The following is a 19181-nucleotide window of genomic DNA, read 5'->3' as shown; positions in this document are numbered from 1 at the left end:
GCGTCCCCGTTTTCTTTGGAGAATCCCAATGAAGACTGGACGTACTCTTTCCAACCTCGTCGACGAACTCGAGCGCCAGATGTCCACCAAGGTGGACATGGTTGTTCCCACGCAGTTGCTGCACCATTCGACAAGCTCGGAAGGACACAGCACACTCCAGGTCGAGACCGGCGATGGCCTCCGTCAGTTCGGTATTACCGAGAACTGCCGGCGGCAGCTGGCTGAACGCCTGAAGATCCCCTTCGCCTACTTTGAGCGCATGCGCAGCGAGATGCCGGAGCTGCTGGATCGCAACGTCAATTCGTGGTTGCGGCATGCTCCCGAACAGCGTATGGTCCGAACTCTGGATGGCCGCGCGCGAGCCTTCCTGTCGGATCGATATCGGATGCGGGACAACTATGACCTGCTGGTCCACATCCTTCCGGAACTGCGCAAGATCCCCGACGTGCAATTCGCGTCGATGGAACTCACTGAAACGCGCATGTTCATCAAGGCACTTTCGCCGAAAGTTCGCTACGAACTTGCACCTGGCGACGTCGTTGAAGCCGGCGTTGTCGTGGCCAACAGTGAGACCGGCCACGGCATGACTGCTGTCTACCCGCTGGTGCACCGGCTCAAGTGCCGCAATGGCCTCATCGCTGCCGATGCTTCCATCAAGCGCGCTCACGTCGGCCGCAGAATCGAAGCGTCCTTCGACGAAGTGACCATCTTCAAGGCCGACACCTTGAAGGCAGACGATGATGCGTTCTTTCTCATGCTCCGTGACCTGGTCTCGGCTGCTGTGAGCGAGTCCACCTTCGTCCTGCTCGCTGAGAAGATGAGGAAGACCATGGGCATTCCGCTCCTCGGCGATCCACTTCGAGCAGTCGAGAAGCTGGCGGTCAAGTTCGTCATGAACGAGAACGTTCGTGTCGGCGTGCTTCGGGATCTGATCGCAGAGGGCGACCTCAGTGCATTCGGGATGGTCCAGGCCGTCACGCACTTTGCCCAGGATCCGAGCATCTCTTACGAGGAGGCAACGGAGCTCGAGATGATCGGCGGCCGCATGCTCGAACAGAGCAACAAGGAATGGTCCGAACTCGTTTCGGCAGTCTGAACTTTGAACACCCTTTGACCATCGGTCGAGGGTGTTTTTTTTTGCCCTGTCGGCGTGTTAATTCTTTTCTGTGCGATGGGTGCAGCGGCAATTGTTTTCTGTGCCAATTTCATGCGGTTACCAACCCTCTGCCGTGCTCGCGTTCCAGTGCGGGCTTCGATAGAAAAAAAGCTTTCCGCGCGTCGCCCAACCGTCAAGTTTCCACATTGCTCAAATAAACTCGCGGACGTTTCTGAATAAGAACCATCTCAATGGACGACACGAGCAACGGAGACGACCGCTCCAATCAGCGCTACACGCAGGCGATCCTTGCGTTGCTGGATCGACAGGGCGTCGACGTCCGAAAACGAATTGGCACCTTGGAGTTCGCGGCGAATCTGACCTATCAGCAGGTAAGACGCCGTTTGCTTGGCGAGGCCGACTGGCTTCCAGAAGATCTGCGAAACATCGCCGCCTCATTTGATGAGCCGTCCCTGCTGCTCATAGAACCAGCCGCAACAAAAGCCGAATTCGATCTTGCAGGTCGAAAGGTTCCTTGTCTGATTTGGCTTGATCTCGAAAGCAACAACCAGGTCCTCGGGCCTCTTTGGGCACGACCAGGTGACGAAGGAGAACAGCGCTGGACCGTTGTGCATTCGTACCAAAGGCAACCATCCGGACATTGGTCACGCGTCAAGCGGCTGCTATTCGAACCTGCTGCCCCGGCACGAGTGGCACTTCTTTCCAGCGGCAATGATGAGGACATCGTCCCTTTCCTTCGATCCGAAGGCTTGGATGTCATTTCTTGCAACTCGGTGGCGCGCTTCAAGACAGCGCTTGAGAGCAAGAACCTTTCAGCTGTTGTCCTGCCCTGGCGTGTCAGCGGCGACGTCGTTGGTCCGACCCTTCTGGATGCCGTTCGAAAGCGTTCTGACAAGCTCCCTTTGATCGTATTACTTGACGTCCACGACTTCGGCGGCCCAGGCGCCGAAGAGGTCCAGAAGGCGCTTTCAAAGGCGCAAGCCTTGTTCTTCATCCTTCCCGTCAAAGCGTCCACACTCTTCAACGCCATTTCTAGCGCGTTGGGCCGGAGCTGAAGGGCGTCGTTGCGCTTTCGCCTCAGCCCTTGTGCTGATCGGCTCAACCGTAAGGCTGAAAAAAACGCAATAAGTGCGCGTAGGCCTCCCCTCGAATAAGTGCGGAAAATTTACGGATTCGTCATTTACTTGACGAGCCGTTTGCGGGTTCGTATTCTTTCGGCAAGTCTGGAACCGATCCCGGAGTCCTGACCCGACGACCTCAAGTCGACGTCGTCATGCAGCCGAAAGGCATAACAGGATGTCCGCCATGATTCAGATCAGCGATGTGCAGCGCGCAAATCTCACTTTGACCTTGCTCATTCGTGAGGCCGTACTCGAGAACCCTGGCGCCGCGTGCTGCAAGTTCGGCCTCAGTGCTGAGCAACTGCAGATGTTCCAGTCGCTTACCCCCGAAGAGATCCTCTCGGGTGTGACCCAAGCCGGTGAACAAGCTCTCTTCTCCCTCAACGCTGGTGTCACATCGCTTCTCAAGCACCAGTCACCGATCGCAGCCCTCGTTGCTGCCGCCCAGCCCAGGATCAAGCAGGCCACTCCCGCCCGCGTCAGCTGCTAATCTAAGATCCGCTGGGAGCGTGCCGTGGCCTTGCCTGACACACGCATCAGGTCCCTCGAGGCCGCGCGAGAGGGCCTCGCATTAGGGGCGTCACCGCGCACCCTCGGCTACATCACCGGGCTTCCAGAGACCTACATCCGACGGGAGATCTTTGTCGGGTTGCGTCCTCCGCGTGGCAGGCCTGCATACAGTGAAGAGTTGCTATTCCGGGGGTCGTTGAGGGTTCGTGCAGACGTCGGCGTGTTCGCTTCGAACTACCTCCGCCTCCGCTCTTCTTTCGAGCCCACCCGTTCACTCATTGAGGCATATCGACACGAGCGCAGCAGATCGACAACTGGCGCGTCGTTTTGTTTCGACCAAGCCTTCTATCTCGCATCTCATCTCGACGGGCGCTGGATCTCGACAGAGGCCACGTTGGACCTTGCGACCTGCCCAACTTGCTCTTCACCTCACGTCGTTCCTTCCGGCTTTTCATTGAATGAGCTCTGCTCCACTTGCAAGGCCGAGCTTCGTCTCGCGACGTCCCAGCCCGTGTCAATCAATGGCAGAGCGCGTATACCGCGTCTGTCTGTGCCCGCAAGCACCGAGGAATTGGACCAGGTCATCGCTCGGGCGAAGTACGAACGTCGCCTCCAAGATCTCGGAGCTCATCCTCGTCTCGTCCATGTTTTGAGCGCGATCTCCGCGCCAGTCAAAGGAGAGTTCACCACCGTGACCTCCCGGGCCTACTGGAAGGACTGGCGTGGCAAGCCACTTCCCCTCTACGCGTGGTGCAGACGCGTCAAGCCGCTAGCTCGGGTTCAGTATTCGATCCTCGCAATCACGTTTCGACGCCTCCGATTTGCAGGCTTCTCCCCTGAAGAGTCTCTTGAGACCGCCTTCAAGCATGCTCGTGACGGATACCTACCTGCAGACTCGATCGTGTTCGATCGCGCCTTCGAAGTGATCTCGAAGTCCGAAGGTCTTTGGGGAGTCGACCGTCAAGGTTTGAAGCTGGAACGCTGCGGGAGCTGCGGTTCTTTGCATCTGATCAGCACGGAGGATCGTGCGCGTCGCCCCTCTTGCCCCTTCTGTCACCTGCTTCGCCGTCCGGACATCTTTGTCGACGCGAGGCGCGACACCGCTCAGCTCATGTCGTTTGTTGGCCAGGACATGTGCCAAGTCGGCCACCGCATCCCAAGGGACGATCCAAACGAAGTTGCCGCCTCCGTGAGCGTGTAGCACCCGGTTTTTTGCTAGTCGCCCTGGCCACAGCCTACGAGCATCGGGTCCTAGTTTTCAAAGACTGGATCCAACCATGTCACTTCTCGCCCTTCTGACGGGACGCATTCCCAAAGAAGCGCCACAGCTGGCCGCACGCTCCGACCCATCTCTCAGCGAGCCACCAGCGCCTCAACAATCAAGCCCCTATCCTGCGGCCGATCCCGGCATCGAGGCACTTTCGGTTGACGCCATCTTGGCTGCAAACCAAGAGTTCATCGATCGCATCAAGTTGTGCTACGGCTCAGACAGAGCGACCTTCGAGAAGGACCTGCTCGTCCCGATTCGCAACTATGCGAATTTCGTCAACCTCCTTCCGGCCACTGCCGACAATTTCTTTTGCAACGCAGGCGGACTCTTCCGTCTGGGTCTCGAAGCGGCTTTCTACGCTCTCCAAGGCACCGACGGTCACATCGTGTCGGGCAGGGCCACCATTTCGACTCGCCGTCACCTGGAGCCTCGCTGGAGGCAAGCCACTTTCCTCGCTGGCTTGTGCGCCGAACTGCATCGAACGCTCAGCCACATCGTCGTCACCGATGAGAAAGGCGAGGCTTGGCCATCTTTTCTGCAGCCGCTCACCGCGTGGCTTCAATCGAAAAAGTCGAGGCGCTTCTTCATCCGATGGTTGAGCACGGTGCAGGAAAGTCGCGCTCTTGGCCTCTTTGCACTACCGCACGTCGTCCCTGCGGAGATCATGCAGCACCTTGCAAAGGGCAACAACATTGCGGTCCCTCATCTCTTGTCGTGTCTGGCAGGTTCTACTCTCTACCGCGATCAGAACGTTCTCGTTGAGCTCGTGAATCGATCGACTGCGTTGGTCATTGATCGCGACCTGATCGCCAGCTCACATCGCTACGGAAGGCCGATTCTTGGCGCCCACCTTGAGCGCTACCTCATCGACGCCATGCGACGACTGGTTGCGACCGATGATCGGTGGGCTCCGAATCAGGAGCGTTCTCGCGTCTGGCTTGGGCAGGACGGCCTTTACATCGTCTGGCCGAACGCAGCCGCCGAGATCCGTCAGCTTCTTGAAGAGGACGAGCTTCCCGGTATCCCGAAGTCGCCCGAGACGATCGCTGAGATTCTCCTCAGTGCCGGGGTCCTCTCCGCGAGGGCAGCTGACCAGCCCTTGTGGCAGATTTGCCCGCCACCCGGCAAGACCGTTCTGGAAGCCATCAAACTGACGTCGCCCGGCATTCTTCTTTCCACCGACGATGGACTCAAGCCCATCGAAGCCTCAATCGCCCACACCCCATCGAAGGCCACCCCTCGCCAAGAACCGACGGCCGCCGCCGCGGCATCCGTTGGATCCCCGCAGGCTCCTCCTTCCACATCTCCTCCGTCGCTTCCGCAAGGCGCAACGCCACAGCCCCTTTGCACAAGCGACGGCGAAATCGTGACTCCGTACGCGTCCGCCGCGTCTGATCCGATCCAACCCCCCTCACAACAAGAGGCAGTGCCGGCGGCGTCAACTGCTGATACGGCTGCGCCAGCCCCGGAACCCTTCCGACTTGCTGCGCCCATGCGGCTTGTTCCCCAAGTGAGAGCGGCACTGGACATTGCCATCCAATCCTTGAACGGCTCAGCAAAGGACGCCCAAGCGATCACCATCGCCACCGGCATCTTCATCCCTCTAGATTTCTTCAAGTCTCAGCAGGTCGACATCCCCATCGCGCTTCGATCCCTGTCCGATTGCTCGATGGTTCTCGTTGACACGCGGGGCCGCGCGAAAACGCCGCAGCACGAATTCCGCGGCAAGGATGAGCTCGGGATCGTCTTGAAGCCAACTTTCGTCCTTGGTCTTGACCCACAGCACTTCGCGTCGGATCAATAGGAGTTCACATGTCGCTCACCAGACCTTATGAGATGCCCTGGCGCCCCGCGTATGAGGCCTATGCGAGCGCCGGGTGGGCGGCAGGTGTCGTCGCCATGGTTGCATTCTGGGCGAGCGGAACCATTGCTGCTCCAGTGGGCCCGTTGTTCGTTGGCGCTTCCGCCTGCATGACCTGGATGCGAACACGCCAGGCTCTGAAGGTTCTCACCGTCCGTGCGTCACTCTCTGGCAGAGCGATGCAGGTGATGACCACCAAGAAGTTCGAGAAGTACACGCGAGATCTCGACCAGATGTTCCTGGGCTTTGGCTTCGAGTGGCAGCCCGTGCACTCGCAGCGCCTCTACGAGCTATCGAAGGTCAACTACAAGGACTTCGCCGTCTCTCCAAAGCTACTGAGCTTCCTTGGCTACACCGTAGATCCCCAACCTGACAAAGAAGCTGGTCTTCCCTACATCCATGGTGTCGAACCAAGGGAAGTTCCTCTTTATCGCCCTCTGCAGAATTTCGAAGGCGGGACGCTTCTCGTGGGCACAACCCAGGCCGGCAAAGGTGTGGCCCTGGCCACCATCCTGACTCAGGCCATTCGCCGCGGGGATGTCGTCATCTTCATTGATCCCAAAAACAGCAAGCGTCTCAAGCGCGTGGTCAAGCGCGCTTGTCGTGACTACCGAGAGAAGGACACCTTTCTCGAATTCCACCCTGCGTTTCCTGAAGTCGGTGTTCGACTTGACTTCACCTTCAACTGGCAGAAGCCAACTGAAATCGCCAGCCGGCTGCAATCCATCATGCCGGCCGACACCGCGGGCGCATTCAGCGCTTTCGGTTGGGACGCCGTCAACGTGGTCGTGCAAGGTCTGGTCAACCTAGAAGACCGCCCTAACCTCCTCAAGCTCACCAAGTACATCGAAGGTGGCATCGAGCCTGTTCTCGAGGCATCCCTGGAGAGGTTCTTCGACACCAAGCTTGGAAAGGGTTGGAGAGAGACCGATCAGATGCGAGCTCTTGTCGCGGCTGCTAAGCGTGGAACGATCAAGAAGCCATCGGAGGCAGCGACTGAACAGCTTCTCGCCTTTGTGGAGTATTACGAGAAGCACATTCCTCTTGCCCAGCACGACAAGGTGATCGACTCGATGGTGCGAACCTTCAGGCACAACCGTGAGCACTACCAGAAGATCACCGCCAACTTACTTCCCATCCTTTCGATGCTCACCTCGGGTGACTTGGGCAAGAGCCTTTCGCCGGATCCATTCGATGCCGACGATCACCGGCCCATCATGAACTTCGAGAAGATCGAGCGCGGTGGCCACGTCCTCTACATGTGTCTCGACTCCATGCCCGACCCGTCGGTCGCTTCCGCCATCGGGGCGCTTGCACTCGCTGACCTGTCTGCACGCGCCGGCATGCGATACAACCTCGGCACGAAGGGCCGCATCACGCTCGTCGTCGACGAGGTGTCCAACGTCATCAACCTGCCCCTCATCGAAATCTTGAACAAGGGCGCTGAAGGTGGCATCTATTCCGTCTGCGCTATGCAGACACTCGCAGACCTCGCCGACCGCTTGAAGTCGGAAGCCGCCGCGCGCAAAGCCCTCGGCAACCTCAACAACCTGATCGCGTTGCGCTCGAAAGACCGACTCACCCAAGACTTCATTGTCGAGACGTTCGGCAAAACTGGCATTCACACCATGCGTATCGGCCTCAACCAAGGTGCCGATACTCACCTTGGCGACTTCAGCGCTGGCAGTTCCGCGCAGATCTCCGAGTCTATGGAGGAGCTCATTCCGGCAGACATCCTAGGCAAGTTGCCCAACCTCCAGTACTTCGCATCTGTTTCCGGTGGCCGCTTGCTCAAAGGCAGGTTTCCAATCCTGGACCCGTCCTTCGACCAGACTGAGGAAGAGATGGAGGCATGAGCATGATCCGAGGTGTACTGATTGCTGTGATGACGATCTTGCTTTGCGTGGTCCTCTACACGCCTTCTGTCATTCCGCCAGATCGCTTTGTAGAAACCATCAAGCGTGAAAACGCGGCTCATCGATCCGTGTGGGGTGACGAGGCAGCGGACCGCATCTTGACCCGCCTCCTCGACGCTCAGCAGGCTGTACCTACCCCGCAGCAAACTCCCGTCGTCGTCGAATCATCTAAGCCCGGAGATCCGCAAGCTGCGATGGCGAGGCAGGTCAACGACATGGGTGCTCGCCTCTTTGCCAATGCCTATTTCAAGTCGATCGATGGGCTATTTGCATTGGCGACCTATCGGGCCTGCGCCCTTCTTGAACTTGCACCCTTTGCTCTCGTCGTGCTAATCGTCGTACTCGTTGATGGACTAGTGGTGCGAAAAGTGCGCTCTAAGGAATTCCTTCCACACAGTGCGGAGGCGTTCAGCATTTCCGCTGTGGGCGCCATCCTCATCGCCGCCGCATTGACACTTTCGCTTGTCGTGCCGTTCAGCTTCCCTCCCACGCTCGTCGCCGCGTCAGTCGGCTTCATGCTTTTCGTTCTCAGCCGAGCAGTAGCGAACTACCACCTCATCGGTCGCTAGTCGCACCCTACCCCTGCCCTTCGAGTAGCTGCAACCACGCGCAGCGGCACCTGCTCGTCACCCTTCAGCATTTCCACCCAGCTCTGGGTCACGGGGGAATCTGTCGCCTCCGGACCTTCATCTGCAGCCCTTTTTTGACGGCGTTGTTTCGCATCGATCAATACGCTCTCGTCAGAGGTCGACAAACGGTTGTCGCCTCGACAAGGCTCCCCGATGCAAACGACCGAATGTCTCCCGCGAGGACTGTCGATGCCAGCACTGATCGACCGAGACACCCATGAATCGACGGTTCAAATCCGCGTCTGGGTCGATGAACACGACTGGCTGCATTCCGTGTTCCGCTCGCCACGCAACACCGCTCCCCGGTTTCGACTGGGTGACCTGCTGAGCGCCAGCATCACCATTGCGTTGCGCGACGCCGAGCGTCAGAAATCACTCGTCAGCTACCTCGACGAAGAATTTTCCACACGTGACCAGCGAACCGAGCGCCGCACGGTCCACGTTTGGCAGGCCCAGTTCGACCTGCTTCAGACCGCACACCGAGCCTCTTGGAATGCCGCTCCCAATCCGATGTTCGACCTGGACCACCTCGCGACTGCATGCGTGGTGATCGCGCGCCGACAGCCCGACGCGCTCAACGAACTGCTCAGCCAAGCTCGCAACAACTTCATCGCACGCAGGCCTGTTGAAGGACGCCGCGTTCTTTTGAGCTGACCCATGAGGCTCGCATTCGTCCTGGTTGCTTGTCTGTTTGCGGGCCCTGTTGCCGCAGCTGACTCGTCGTGCTGGTACGACGCCGAGCGCGCTTATGGCGTGTCGGCCGAGCTTCTCTACGCCATCGCACGCGCCGAATCCAATCTCAACCCTGCCGCGATGAATCTTTCGCACAAGGCCCGCACAGGTACCTACGACATCGGCCTCATGCAGATCAACAGCGGGCACCTTCCCAGGCTCTCAAAGCATGGCATCAGCGAGAAGGACCTTCTGGATGCCTGCACCAATATCAAGGTAGGTGCGTGGCTTCTCGCCGGGCTGTTCGCCAAGCATGGCGTTTCGTGGAACGCAGTCGGCGCCTACAACGCCGCTTGTTCAACCCTCAAAGGTGCCGATTGCCAGGCAGCCCGCAGCAAGTACGCGTGGCGCGTCTACCAACGCCTTCCTGGCCAGCCAGAACCTGCTCATAAGCGCAGGGTTCGACCGCAAGCGCAGCAGCAGCCCGCGGCTCCGGCCCCTCAAACCTTCATCCTCGCCGCAAGGGTGTCCCCACGATGAATGCCAAGCCCGCCCGCCTGCTGGGAGCAGCTGCTTTCAGTACGTCCATCCTCCTCGCCACGTCTTCGTGCGCAACCCGCGAGCCTTCTCTGCCTACTCGAGACGAGATCAACGCTTCTCGGGCGCACCAACGACTCGCCCAGGTCAACTTCGGTCGTGAGGCGACCTTTGCGTTCTGCTCGGAGCCGGCATGCCCGTCCGTGACCAAGAAGACTCTGCCCGGCGACCCCTCAGCTCCCCGATCTGTGGCTGCTGTCGTTGACCCTTCTCCTAAGGCGCTTCCTCCGGCATCGCTCGACTCGCCGGAGCCCACAAAGGTGGTCCTCAAAGAACTGCCAGCGAATGAAGCGACACCGGTTGCACCTGCACCTGTCGTGACCGAACAGGCCCCAGAGCCCTCGGTTCCTGTTTCCAAGGACAAGGTGCCTTCGAGGGAGGGCTCCCCTCGCGCCTTCGTCACCTTCCCATTCGGTTCCGCCGTTCTTAGCGAGCCTTCCAAGGCTGCACTGCGCCGCTCCCTTGGACATGCCAAGGAGGCAGATCGCATCGTGATCTCCGGGCGGACAGACAGCGTAGGCGACCAGAAGGCCAACGAGGCGCTCGCGCTCTCCCGGGCGCTTGCTGTACGCGAATACCTTCGCGATCAGCTCCCTGATCTGCCGAACATCATTTCGATCGACGCTCGCGGCCGCTGCTGCTTCATTGCCTCGAACGACACCAAAGACGGCCGGGCCAAGAACCGGCGTGTCGAGGTCGCTTTCCTCACCAAGGGAGACATCTGATGAGCGGCGCTGAACTTCGTCCTCTCTCCAAGCTTCATGGCGCGGCGTCAGCGGATACCGGCAACACCGGTCTCGCTGACGCCGCATCGACATCCCCGAAGCCGAAGAGGGTCCGGCCCGGATGGAAACCAACCATCCTGCGCCAGACCACCTTCAACGAGCTCCGGAAGGTCCAGAAATCCACAGTCGATCCACGTCTCGACTTGAGCTACCTGACGGACGCCTGCGTCCGACTGGCGCTTGAGATGGGCAGGGAGCAGATCGTGAGCCGAGCGCTTGACGACCTTCGTCCGGTGCAGAAGTCCGTCTGAACGAATCAACTTTTTTTGGAGCAAAGCAAATGTTCGCAACCTTTCCTCAACTGGCCCTGCCGACCCGCAAGCAGATGGTGACCTCGGCGCTCGTGTTCGCCCTGGCCGTCGTCATCAGCCTGATGGCCGCCGTTCCCAGCTACGCCCTCGACCTGGTCGCCTTCACCGGCATCACTGGCCCCCTGACCTCCGCGCTGACCCAGCTCGGCTCGCTCGCTCCGGGCGTCAAGGCGCTGGTGGGCTTCGTCGGCTTCGTGGTCGCCTTCATCAGCCTGGCGGCTCTGCGCAACTTCGGCCCGGTGCTGTTCTACCTGGGCATGGCGATCTTCGGCGCCGTCGGCCTGACGATCGCTGGCGCCATCATGGGCATGCCGCTCTGATCGGCCCGCTCAGCTGAAGCAATAGGGGGTCGCAATGCAGGCAGATACCTTCATCCCGCGTCGTCTTGATGACCAATGGAAGATTGGTCTATGGGACGCTGACGTTGCGGCCCCCTTCATGTTCGCCCTCTTCGTCGGCTTCACTGCCGGCACGAAGCTGGGGTTCATGGTTTGTGCTGGCATCGGCTTCTGGCTCAGCCGAACCCTCGCCCGCGTGAAGGCGGACAAGCACCCCTCGTTCGCCATGCATTGGGCGTACTGGGCTCTCCCCACGAATCCCATCACCGCGATGCGCTGCACGCCCCCATCGCACATCCGCCGCATGGTCGGCTAATCCACGCGTCACGCCATGGAACACACCGTTCACCAAAACGACCTTCGCGCTTTGCGTAGGTCGAACCGCACGCTGGGATTGGCCCTTGTCGTGCTGAGCGTCGCGTTGCTCTTCTCCTTGATCACCATCCTGAGCATCGCTGGCAGCGAAAAGACCATTGTCATTCCACCCAACGTTGAGAAGACGTTCTGGGTGTCAAAGGACAACGTCAGCGCCGAATACCTCGAGCAGATGGCCGCATTCATGAGCTATCTCAACCTCGACGTGTCACCCGCCAACATCGATTGGAAGCGAAAGCTTCTCCTCTCGTATGTCGCGCCCGACGACTACCACGAGATGAAGACGCGCACCGAACTCGAGGCCGATCGCCTTCGGCAGAACAACGCCACCACTGCGTTCGACATCAAGCAACTCGTCGTCAATGAGAAGCAGCAATCCGTCGTTCTCGTCGGTTTGATGCGCCGTCTCATCAACGGCTTGAACGTCGGCGACCCAGAACCGCGCTCATACCAAGTCCAGTTCAAGTTCTTGGGTGGTCGTGTCCATCTCAAAGCCTTCAAGGAGATTCCAATTGGTCAAAACGGTCAAAAGCCTGCTGCCGGCACTGCTGACGCCCCTGCTGCTGCTCAGTAGCAAGGGCGCATTTGCGCTGCAAGTCGTCGAGGCCAGTGACGGCGTCTCCGTCGAGGCCGTCCTGTCGGTCAAGGAGCCGACGCGGATTCGCATCGACGGCGCCTCAATCACCAACGTCTTCGGCAACATCTATTCCAGCAACTGCGGCAGCCAGGCCGCCGCCGGCGTCACAAGCCCAAGTGGTGCGCCGGCGACCCCCTCCGTGAATCCCACGGGTGAGGTTGTACTGGAATGCGATGCTGACCGAGGCGAGATCTACGTTCGTCCTGTTGGCGGCATTGGCAAGCCGGTCAATCTCTTCGTGTCGTCCCAGCACGCGACCTACACCCTCGTGCTGCGCCGCTCGGACACACCGGCTGACACGATCGTTATCCGCGACAAATCGCCCCGTAAGACGCAGCAGCCTTCTTCGCCCGACGCTCGTCAAACGAGCCATGTCCGCTCTATCAAGGCCATGCTCGTCGCGATGTCTTCCGATCGAGTTCCCTCCGACATTCGAGTCGAAGAGGTGAACCGCCCGATCCAGCTTTGGGCAGAAGCGCGCTTTTCTCTGGTCCGCCTGTTCGAAGGTCGTGGCCTCATCGGCGAGCGCTACCTCCTCACCAACGTGAGCGATCAGCCAATGGTCCTCGCCGAACAGGAATTCGATCGGGAGACCGGCGGTGTTCTGGGCGTCTCGATCGAGACACACAACCTCCGGCCGGGTGAATCCACGACGGTCTACGTCATTCGCCAGGGGACCTGAGCCATGAAGCTTCGTGAACGAATTGAAGGGTCGTTGGCTTCCCTGTCGCCACGCTCGAAGCAGTGGCTGACCTTCGGTGGCATCGGTGCCGCCTGCGTTTGCATTCTTTGGCTCGCGATGTCCAGCGGCACCTCGGACTCACCAAAGAAGCAGACCGGCCCGGCCCCGGGTGACCTGAAAGCCACCAACGTCGAGCTCATGGCCCCAGGCCAGCAACTGAGCGAGAAGGAAGTCTGGATCGGCAAGGCTGGACGCGAACTCGAGCAGTACAAGAACGACCGCGAAGAGCAGAAGCGCATCAACCGCGAGCGGAAGGAAACCGAAGCGGATCTCATGCGCCGCTTCGCCGAACTCGAACAGAAGATCCGGTCAACGCCTACTTCCCCGGACGCTCCGAAACCGGCGCCGGCGCTCCCGTCGGCACCCCTTCCCGTACCAGAACGGACCGCTCAAGGAGCGGCCCCCCCGCAGTCATCCCCTGCGTTCCCTGGCTCGTTGCCCCCCGCTCCTGGATCGCTTCCTGCGCGTACCGGAATGCCATCCGGTGTGCCTGGCCCCATGGACCAAGGACCGGTAGCCGCACCCCTGCAGCAGGCCGTTCCGAGCCTTGTGCGAGTGACTCTCGCTAGCAAGAAGGAAGGGGACCCGGTGCCTTCGGCCGGCGGCCAAGGAAAGGGCTCGTCCACGGTGCAGACCATCGACAACTTTCTGCCGGTGAGCTTTACGCGCGGGCGCCTTTTGGGCGGCTTGGACGCACCAACCGGTGGTCAATCACAAACCAACCCACACCCCGTCCTCATTCAGCTGTCAGACAACTCCGTCCTGCCAAACCGCTTCCGTGCTGAGTATCGCGAGTGCTTCGTCGTCGCCGCCGGCTATGGCGACATCAGCTCTGAGCGCGCATACCTTCGCACCGAGAGTCTTTCCTGCGTACGACACGATGGCACCGCCCTTGAGGTCCGTATCCAAGGCAGCGTCTACGGTGAGGACGGCAAGGTGGGCATGCGTGGCCGACTTGTCACCAAGCAAGGGACCATGCTTGCCAACGCCCTACTCGCCGGTGTCGTGAGCGGGATTGGGCAGGGCATCTCGACGAGCAGCACCACCACTGCGACGTCGGCTCTGGGTCAGATCACAACGGCGACTGGCAGCGACAACTTCAAGGCAGGTGTCGGCGTTGGCGTCGGTCGTGCGCTCGATCGGTTGGCGCAGTACTACATCAAGCTCGCTGAACAGACCTTCCCTGTGATCGAAATCGACGCCGGTCGGGAGATTGACGTCGTCATCACCAAGGGCGTCCAGCTGGACGGCGGCGACACCGCCAAGGCGAACGCGTCCCAAACCAACCAGCGGTACGGCGACCCCGCCGATCGCTATATGAAGGCAGTCCGCGATGAAGAAGATTGAACGATTTTTTGCCCTCGCCTCACTGTCCGCTGCGTTGCTTGCCTCGAATTTGGCTGTGGCTGCGAACGCCGGGGAAGCGAAGCTCTTGGCCGCGCTGAAGAAGTCTCATCCCCAAACGACCTTCACATCGGTCAACGAAAGCGCGATCCCTGGCATCTATGAAGTCTGGATGGGGGAGAACGTCGCATTCGTCTCCGCCCGCAACCCTCGCTACTTCATCTTTGGCCGTGTTCTTGACACCCAGACGCTTACCGATATCACCGGACCCAAGCTGACTCGCGCTGCCAAGCCGGTGATCCAGCAGAAAGAAGAGGCCAGCGCCGGTGCTCCGATCCAGGTTGGCCAACTTCAGCTCAAGGACGCAATCACCACCGTCCGTGGGACAGGAGAGCGGGTGCTCTACGTGTTCAGCGATCCATCGTGCCCGTACTGCCAGCGTCTGGAGCACGAGCTCGCAGAGGTGAAGGACGTGACCATCCACACCTTCCTTGTGCCCTACCAGGGCCGCGCCCTCCCGGCAGCAGTCTGGTGCTCTTCAGATCGATCAAAGGCCTGGTCAACGCTCATGGTCTCTGGCCAGCGCCCTGAATCACCTACCTCGGAGTGCCCAACCCCGCTCGATCGAAACCTCGAAGCTGCTCGCTCTTATGGCGTGGCCGGCACCCCCACCGTCTTCTTCGCGGACGGGACCCGTTCTACCGGCTTCGTCCGTCTCGAAGAGATCAACCGGCGTATCGCAGCCGCAAAGCCCACTGCCAATCCACAAGTGGCAGCCCAGCCTCAGAAGGAGTCTGCTCAATGAGCGCCATCTTCACATCTCCAGTTCGCTCTGGACTCTCGGTCTTCGTCATCTCCTCTTCTCTCGCACTTGCCGGCTGCACCAGCTTTTCAGGCCTTGACGGAAGTTCCAGCTATGGGTGCAAGGCCCCTGAAGGCGTGAAGTGTGATTCGGTGTCTGGCACGTACTACAACTCGATGGCCAACAACTTGCCATCGCAACGCCGCAGCTCCACGCCCTCCTCTCAGACTGCTCCGGTCGACACCGCGCCTTCGTATCGCCCCGTCTCAATGTCGACCGCTACGTCACCCTCCTCGCCTGGTGCGTCAGTGGCTGCTGCCCCGCTTCGCTCTCAGCCGCGGATCCTTCGCCTGTGGATCAAGCCCTGGGAAGACGCCGACCGGGACCTCAACGGCGAGAGTTTGGTGTTTGTCCAAGTCGACAACGGTCAGTGGCTCGTCGACCGCGCTCAGCGTCTCGCACGCGAGCCCTATGCGCCGGTCAAGGCGCCGAAGCGCCAACTCCCTGCAGCTGCTGCCGGGGCCTCTTCTCCGAACGCTGCTTCCGGTGATGCCGCGAGCGTTGCTCAGGCACTTCGCGCACGTCAAGCCGCGAATCAGAACTGAGTCCACATCTTCTCGAAATAAGGAATCCAAATGCTCGAGATGCTGAAGAGCCTTGTCGGCGGTGCGGCCGAAGATGGCGCCGGGTGGTTCAAGAAGGACGAGTCTCCCGCCGACCAGTTTGCGAGCTGGCTCCCCTACGTCGCCTACGTGTCTGAAGACGATCTCTTCATCAACGGCGACTCTCTCGGCTTCATGCTCGAGCTGATGCCTCAGTCGGGTGCCGATGACCGCATGGTCGAGGTGCTCATTTCGCTGTATGCCAACTGCCCGGCGAAGACCGGCATCCAGTTTCACCTCTTTGCCTCTCCGCACATTCGTCGCCAGGTTCGTGCCTACGCGAACATGCGCATGGAGGACGGGGACCAAGGCGTCAATTCGCAAAAGTGGGGGCGGCCTGCGCGCAACAGCAATCTGTTCCGGTCGCTTGCACGTCGTCGCTTCAAGCATCTCACCGACGGCACCCAAAAGTCGCTCACGGAGGGCTTTCACTACACCATTCGTGACTTCCGTCTGATCATGAGCGTGACGATCGATGGGGAGAACACGCCAGCCCTTCGCGAGGAGCTGCTCCAACTGCGCAGCGGCATCTCGACCACGCTGCGCTCGGCCTCGTTCCCCAATCGTGTATGCGACGCCGCTGACCTGATCAACTGGTGCTCCCTCTTCGTCAATCCGGACCGGATCACCTCCACCCATGCGCCGGACCTTCACTACGACGACGGTCGAGAAATTCGCGACCAGATTGTCGACCACGACACCATTCAGGACGCGGACTCGAATCGCCTCCACCTGTGGAAGGAAGGTGGCGGCGAAGGCCTGGACGTTCGCTTTTTCTCGATCAAGTCGTTTCCTGAGCGGTTCGGCCTCTGGCAGATGGGCTCCCTGATCGGAGACCTGATGCAGCCCGCTCTCCAGTTCAATGCACCCTTCCTGCTCACGATGGGCGTTCACATCCTGGACACCAACGCGACACGCACCTCCGTGCAAGCCAACCACGTTCGAGCCACCCAGAACGCCGGCAGCAAGATGGCAGTGATCATGCCCGACGTGGGCAAGAAGGCGAAGGACTGGACGGTTGCCCACGACGTCATCGACGCTGGCGGCATGCTGGTCTCGATGTACCACCAGCTGGCCATCTTCACCTCTCCCAAGCGAGCGACCTCTGCGCAAGAGACAGCAAAGGCCATTTGGCGAGCTCGTGGGTTCGAGCTGAACGCGGACGTGTACATGCATCGTCAAGCGCTCCTGGCCAGCCTTCCGATGACACTCTCGCCCAAGTTCCACGGTGATCTCAAGAAGATGCGCCGCGTGACGCGCAAGACGATGGGCAATGCCATTCACATGGCACCGCTCATTGCCGAATGGCGAGGCACCAAAACGCCGACCATGCTGTTTGGCGGCCGCCGGGGCCAGATCATGACGCTCGACGTCTACGACAACGACCTCGGCAACTACAACTTCTCGATCATCGGAGCGCCCGGATCCGGCAAGTCGGTCCTGATGAACGAGATGGCCTGGTCCTATCGGTCGATTGGTGCTCGTGTTTGGATGCTCGACCTCGGCCGGTCATTCGAGAAGTTGTGCATCAAAGCTGGCGGTACCCACCTCGAATTCCGTCCGGACTCCCGCATCAACATCAATCCGTTCTCCGTTGTCTCGGAAGTCACCATTGGCCCTGACGGTATGGAGCGGGGTGGGATCAACGAAGACATCGACATGTTGAAGCCTGCGCTCGCAAAGATGTGCTCGATGGCTTCTCCGCTGGAAGAAGTCCAGATGAAGGCGCTGGGCGCGATGACCCTTCGCCTGTTCAAGCAGTACGGCCGCGACCTGACCATCACTGCACTGCGAGACGCTTTTGTCGACGGCACCATTCGAGACCTCGGCCTGATCAACGACCAGCGGGTCAAAGACCTGGCCGTGATGCTCAACCCTTACTCCAGGGGAGGCGAGTACGAGAGGTTCTTCGAAGGTCGCAACAACATCGACTTCTCGAATGATTTCATGGTCATCGAGAACGAAGAGTTGAAGCGCAAGCCAGAACTCCAGGGTGTCGTGAACATCCTTTTGATGTACCAGATCACGGGCGAGATGTACCTCACCCGCGATCGCAAAAAGGTTCTCTTCATCGACGAGCTGAAGCAGCAGTTGGGAGACTCAGGTGCCGATGACCCGGTGAAGGCTGCTGTGGTCGAAGAAGCAGCGCGCCGCGCCCGGAAGTACGGTGGTGCGCTCGGCACGGCCACTCAAGATGCTGATGACTACTTCAGTTCCCCTCAGATGCAGGCGGCGCTCAAGTGCTCGGACTGGACGTTCCTCCTGCGCCAGAAGCCAGAGTCCATTGAACTGTTGGACCGCCACGGGAAGATTTCTATGGACGAAGCGAAGAAGCGGTTGCTTCAGTCCCTCCGCACCGAGCCCGGCGTGTTTTCAGAGTTCTACGTCTCTTCCCCTGTAGGGGAGGGAGTCGCACGCAACATCCTCGATCCCTTTTGCCACTTGCTCTTCAGCAACAAGATCGACGACAACGCGCCGCTCGACAAGCTTCGCAACGCGGGCTACTCCATCGAAGAGGCGATTGAAGAACTCTTGCGTCAGCGAGGCCACGCCGTATGAAGTCCCAAATTGCCTTGCAAGCTCTCATCTCCATCCTGTGCAGCGCTTGTGTCCTGCTTGCATATGACCGAGTCGTCGCTCGGCCCTCACAGCAGATCGGAGTCGTCGATCTGGCAGAGGTCTATCGGTCCAAAGAAGCGCAGTTCGCACAGCTCTTGTCGTCCAGCAAAACAGATGCTGACCGTAAGACCGCCCATGAGGCTGCAACGAGTTTCGCTCGAGATCTCACGACGGCTCTGGAGGAGTTGCCCCGCGATTGCCGTTGCCTGGTGATGCTCAAGACCGCCGTCGTCGGCCGCACACCCAATGTGGTGGACCTCACACCGACGCTTCGCTCGAAGCTGGATCAGCGATGAACCATTCGGTACTCCATCAGAAGCGTCGCTTTTCCCTTACCAGCGGCGCGCGTCTCCTCCTCTCGGATGCACGACGTCGGTGGTACCTGTTCGTCCTCCTCGCAGTGATCTGGATGCTGGCCGGCTGGCGGTTGTTGGTGGGCCACGCGCCCCTGCTGCCCATCCTGTTCAACTGGACTGACAGCCTTCCCTACTCGGTGGCATACGTCGACTACACCTCGAAGTCGCTCTCCCGCGGCGACTTCATCGTGTATGCGTTCTCTGGAGAAGCGGCACAACGAGACTATCCAGGCCTGCTTCATCAGCCGTTCTTCAAGAGGATCGTCGGAGTACCGGGTGACCAGGTCACGACGAAGGACCGTGACGTGTTCGTCAACGGCACATTCGTCGGGAGGGCCAAGACGCACACGAAAGACAAGAAGCTTCAGCTCCAACCCATTGGGTCTGTGCTGATTCCACCGGGTCACTTCTACGTTCAGGGCACCAGCCCCGATAGCTTCGACTCTCGCTATGCGAACAGCGGGCTTGTCTCTGCTTCGGACGTTGCCGCCAAGGTCCACCCCCTTTTCTGAGTCAT

At 59.9% G+C, this 19181-nt stretch carries 21 protein-coding genes; all 21 read left to right on the top strand.

Annotation, left to right across the window (positions count from 1 at the left end):
* The first annotated feature begins 28 nt into the window (after positions 1-28).
* The 21 genes from RXV79_RS27315 (at position 29) to traF (ending at position 19176) form a co-directional block, all read left to right on the top strand.
* Positions 29-1096, top strand: coding sequence for a DUF932 domain-containing protein (locus RXV79_RS27315; RefSeq protein ID WP_316704309.1), 1068 nt, complete (start codon positions 29-31; stop codon positions 1094-1096).
* Between the two features lie 251 nt (positions 1097-1347).
* Positions 1348-2172: a DNA-binding transcriptional response regulator gene (locus tag RXV79_RS27310; protein WP_316704307.1), complete on the top strand. Its 825-nt coding sequence runs from the start codon at positions 1348-1350 to the stop codon at positions 2170-2172.
* A gap of 250 nt (positions 2173-2422) precedes the next feature.
* Positions 2423-2728: a hypothetical protein gene (locus tag RXV79_RS27305; protein WP_316704304.1), complete on the top strand. Its 306-nt coding sequence runs from the start codon at positions 2423-2425 to the stop codon at positions 2726-2728.
* A 591-nt stretch (positions 2729-3319) separates the two neighbouring features.
* A complete protein-coding gene (locus RXV79_RS27300; protein ID WP_316704303.1) occupies positions 3320-3949 on the top strand; it encodes a hypothetical protein in 630 nt (209 codons plus the stop codon).
* A 76-nt stretch (positions 3950-4025) separates the two neighbouring features.
* Positions 4026-5822, top strand: a complete 1797-nt coding sequence (gene mobH / locus RXV79_RS27295) for a MobH family relaxase (protein ID WP_316704300.1) — start codon at positions 4026-4028, stop codon at positions 5820-5822.
* An 8-nt stretch (positions 5823-5830) separates the two neighbouring features.
* Positions 5831-7735 carry a conjugative transfer system coupling protein TraD gene (traD, locus tag RXV79_RS27290; RefSeq protein WP_316704298.1) on the top strand — a complete coding sequence of 635 codons (1905 nt, stop codon included), beginning with the start codon at positions 5831-5833 and terminating at the stop codon, positions 7733-7735.
* Positions 7732-8364 carry an IncC plasmid conjugative DNA transfer DtrJ family protein gene (locus RXV79_RS27285; protein WP_316704296.1) on the top strand — a complete coding sequence of 211 codons (633 nt, stop codon included), beginning with the start codon at positions 7732-7734 and terminating at the stop codon, positions 8362-8364. Before traD ends, RXV79_RS27285 begins: the two co-directional genes overlap by 4 nt.
* Positions 8365-8613: 249 nt before the next feature.
* Positions 8614-9078, top strand: a complete 465-nt coding sequence (locus RXV79_RS27280; protein ID WP_316704294.1) for a hypothetical protein — start codon at positions 8614-8616, stop codon at positions 9076-9078.
* Positions 9079-9081: 3 nt separating this feature from the next.
* Positions 9082-9636 carry a lytic transglycosylase domain-containing protein gene (locus tag RXV79_RS27275; RefSeq protein WP_316704293.1) on the top strand — a complete coding sequence of 185 codons (555 nt, stop codon included), beginning with the start codon at positions 9082-9084 and terminating at the stop codon, positions 9634-9636.
* A 317-nt stretch (positions 9637-9953) separates the two neighbouring features.
* Positions 9954-10418 carry an OmpA family protein gene (locus RXV79_RS27270; RefSeq protein WP_316704291.1) on the top strand — a complete coding sequence of 155 codons (465 nt, stop codon included), beginning with the start codon at positions 9954-9956 and terminating at the stop codon, positions 10416-10418.
* Positions 10418-10729, top strand: coding sequence for a hypothetical protein (locus RXV79_RS27265; protein WP_316704289.1), 312 nt, complete (start codon positions 10418-10420; stop codon positions 10727-10729). Before RXV79_RS27270 ends, RXV79_RS27265 begins: the two co-directional genes overlap by 1 nt.
* Before the next feature lie 74 nt (positions 10730-10803).
* Positions 10804-11109 (top strand): hypothetical protein, encoded by a 306-nt coding sequence (locus RXV79_RS27260; protein ID WP_413816719.1) that lies wholly within the window; start codon positions 10804-10806, stop codon positions 11107-11109.
* A 34-nt stretch (positions 11110-11143) separates the two neighbouring features.
* Positions 11144-11443 carry a type IV conjugative transfer system protein TraL gene (gene traL / locus RXV79_RS27255; RefSeq protein ID WP_316704286.1) on the top strand — a complete coding sequence of 100 codons (300 nt, stop codon included), beginning with the start codon at positions 11144-11146 and terminating at the stop codon, positions 11441-11443.
* Between the two features lie 15 nt (positions 11444-11458).
* Entirely contained in the window at positions 11459-12076 is a 618-nt protein-coding gene (gene traE, locus RXV79_RS27250; protein ID WP_316704285.1) for a type IV conjugative transfer system protein TraE, read from the top strand.
* Complete coding sequence (locus RXV79_RS27245; RefSeq protein ID WP_413816718.1) at positions 12015-12821, top strand: type-F conjugative transfer system secretin TraK; 807 nt, start codon at positions 12015-12017, stop codon at positions 12819-12821. The genes traE and RXV79_RS27245 overlap by 62 nt, the downstream gene beginning before the upstream one ends.
* A 3-nt stretch (positions 12822-12824) precedes the next feature.
* Positions 12825-14228, top strand: coding sequence for a TraB/TrbI/VirB10 family type IV secretion system protein (locus tag RXV79_RS27240; RefSeq protein WP_316704283.1), 1404 nt, complete (start codon positions 12825-12827; stop codon positions 14226-14228).
* A complete protein-coding gene (locus RXV79_RS27235) occupies positions 14215-15030 on the top strand; it encodes a DsbC family protein (protein WP_316704281.1) in 816 nt (271 codons plus the stop codon). Before RXV79_RS27240 ends, RXV79_RS27235 begins: the two co-directional genes overlap by 14 nt.
* Complete coding sequence (locus RXV79_RS27230) at positions 15027-15632, top strand: TraV family lipoprotein (protein WP_316704279.1); 606 nt, start codon at positions 15027-15029, stop codon at positions 15630-15632. The genes RXV79_RS27235 and RXV79_RS27230 overlap by 4 nt, the downstream gene beginning before the upstream one ends.
* 39 nt (positions 15633-15671) lie before the next feature.
* The gene (traC, locus tag RXV79_RS27225) at positions 15672-18248 is read left to right on the top strand and encodes a type IV secretion system protein TraC (RefSeq protein WP_316704537.1); all 2577 of its coding nucleotides are present in this window, start codon (positions 15672-15674) and stop codon (positions 18246-18248) included.
* Entirely contained in the window at positions 18245-18604 is a 360-nt protein-coding gene (locus RXV79_RS27220; RefSeq protein WP_316704278.1) for a hypothetical protein, read from the top strand. Before traC ends, RXV79_RS27220 begins: the two co-directional genes overlap by 4 nt.
* Entirely contained in the window at positions 18601-19176 is a 576-nt protein-coding gene (traF, locus tag RXV79_RS27215; RefSeq protein ID WP_316704276.1) for a conjugative transfer signal peptidase TraF, read from the top strand. Before RXV79_RS27220 ends, traF begins: the two co-directional genes overlap by 4 nt.
* Positions 19177-19181: the final 5 nt, after the last annotated feature.

The sequence above is a fragment of the Piscinibacter gummiphilus genome (assembly GCF_032681285.1).
GTDB lineage: Bacteria > Pseudomonadota > Gammaproteobacteria > Burkholderiales > Burkholderiaceae_C > Rhizobacter > Rhizobacter gummiphilus_A.
The sequence above is the reverse complement of the archived record's forward strand: the minus strand, read 5'-3'. Positions and strand labels throughout refer to the sequence as shown.

Coding starts and splice junctions, on each gene's coding strand:
- traF (WP_316704276.1), top strand. CDS start 18,601: ATGAACCATTCGGTACTCCATCAGAAGCGTCGCTTTTCCCTTACCAGC.
- traC (WP_316704537.1), top strand. CDS start 15,672: ATGCTGAAGAGCCTTGTCGGCGGTGCGGCCGAAGATGGCGCCGGGTGG.
- traL (WP_316704286.1), top strand. CDS start 11,144: ATGCAGGCAGATACCTTCATCCCGCGTCGTCTTGATGACCAATGGAAG.
- RXV79_RS27265 (WP_316704289.1), top strand. CDS start 10,418: ATGAGCGGCGCTGAACTTCGTCCTCTCTCCAAGCTTCATGGCGCGGCG.
- RXV79_RS27285 (WP_316704296.1), top strand. CDS start 7,732: ATGAGCATGATCCGAGGTGTACTGATTGCTGTGATGACGATCTTGCTT.
- traD (WP_316704298.1), top strand. CDS start 5,831: ATGTCGCTCACCAGACCTTATGAGATGCCCTGGCGCCCCGCGTATGAG.
- RXV79_RS27275 (WP_316704293.1), top strand. CDS start 9,082: ATGAGGCTCGCATTCGTCCTGGTTGCTTGTCTGTTTGCGGGCCCTGTT.
- RXV79_RS27280 (WP_316704294.1), top strand. CDS start 8,614: ATGCCAGCACTGATCGACCGAGACACCCATGAATCGACGGTTCAAATC.
- RXV79_RS27240 (WP_316704283.1), top strand. CDS start 12,825: ATGAAGCTTCGTGAACGAATTGAAGGGTCGTTGGCTTCCCTGTCGCCA.
- RXV79_RS27220 (WP_316704278.1), top strand. CDS start 18,245: ATGAAGTCCCAAATTGCCTTGCAAGCTCTCATCTCCATCCTGTGCAGC.
- RXV79_RS27315 (WP_316704309.1), top strand. CDS start 29: ATGAAGACTGGACGTACTCTTTCCAACCTCGTCGACGAACTCGAGCGC.
- RXV79_RS27230 (WP_316704279.1), top strand. CDS start 15,027: ATGAGCGCCATCTTCACATCTCCAGTTCGCTCTGGACTCTCGGTCTTC.
- mobH (WP_316704300.1), top strand. CDS start 4,026: ATGTCACTTCTCGCCCTTCTGACGGGACGCATTCCCAAAGAAGCGCCA.
- traE (WP_316704285.1), top strand. CDS start 11,459: ATGGAACACACCGTTCACCAAAACGACCTTCGCGCTTTGCGTAGGTCG.
- RXV79_RS27235 (WP_316704281.1), top strand. CDS start 14,215: ATGAAGAAGATTGAACGATTTTTTGCCCTCGCCTCACTGTCCGCTGCG.
- RXV79_RS27310 (WP_316704307.1), top strand. CDS start 1,348: ATGGACGACACGAGCAACGGAGACGACCGCTCCAATCAGCGCTACACG.
- RXV79_RS27305 (WP_316704304.1), top strand. CDS start 2,423: ATGATTCAGATCAGCGATGTGCAGCGCGCAAATCTCACTTTGACCTTG.
- RXV79_RS27260 (WP_413816719.1), top strand. CDS start 10,804: ATGGTGACCTCGGCGCTCGTGTTCGCCCTGGCCGTCGTCATCAGCCTG.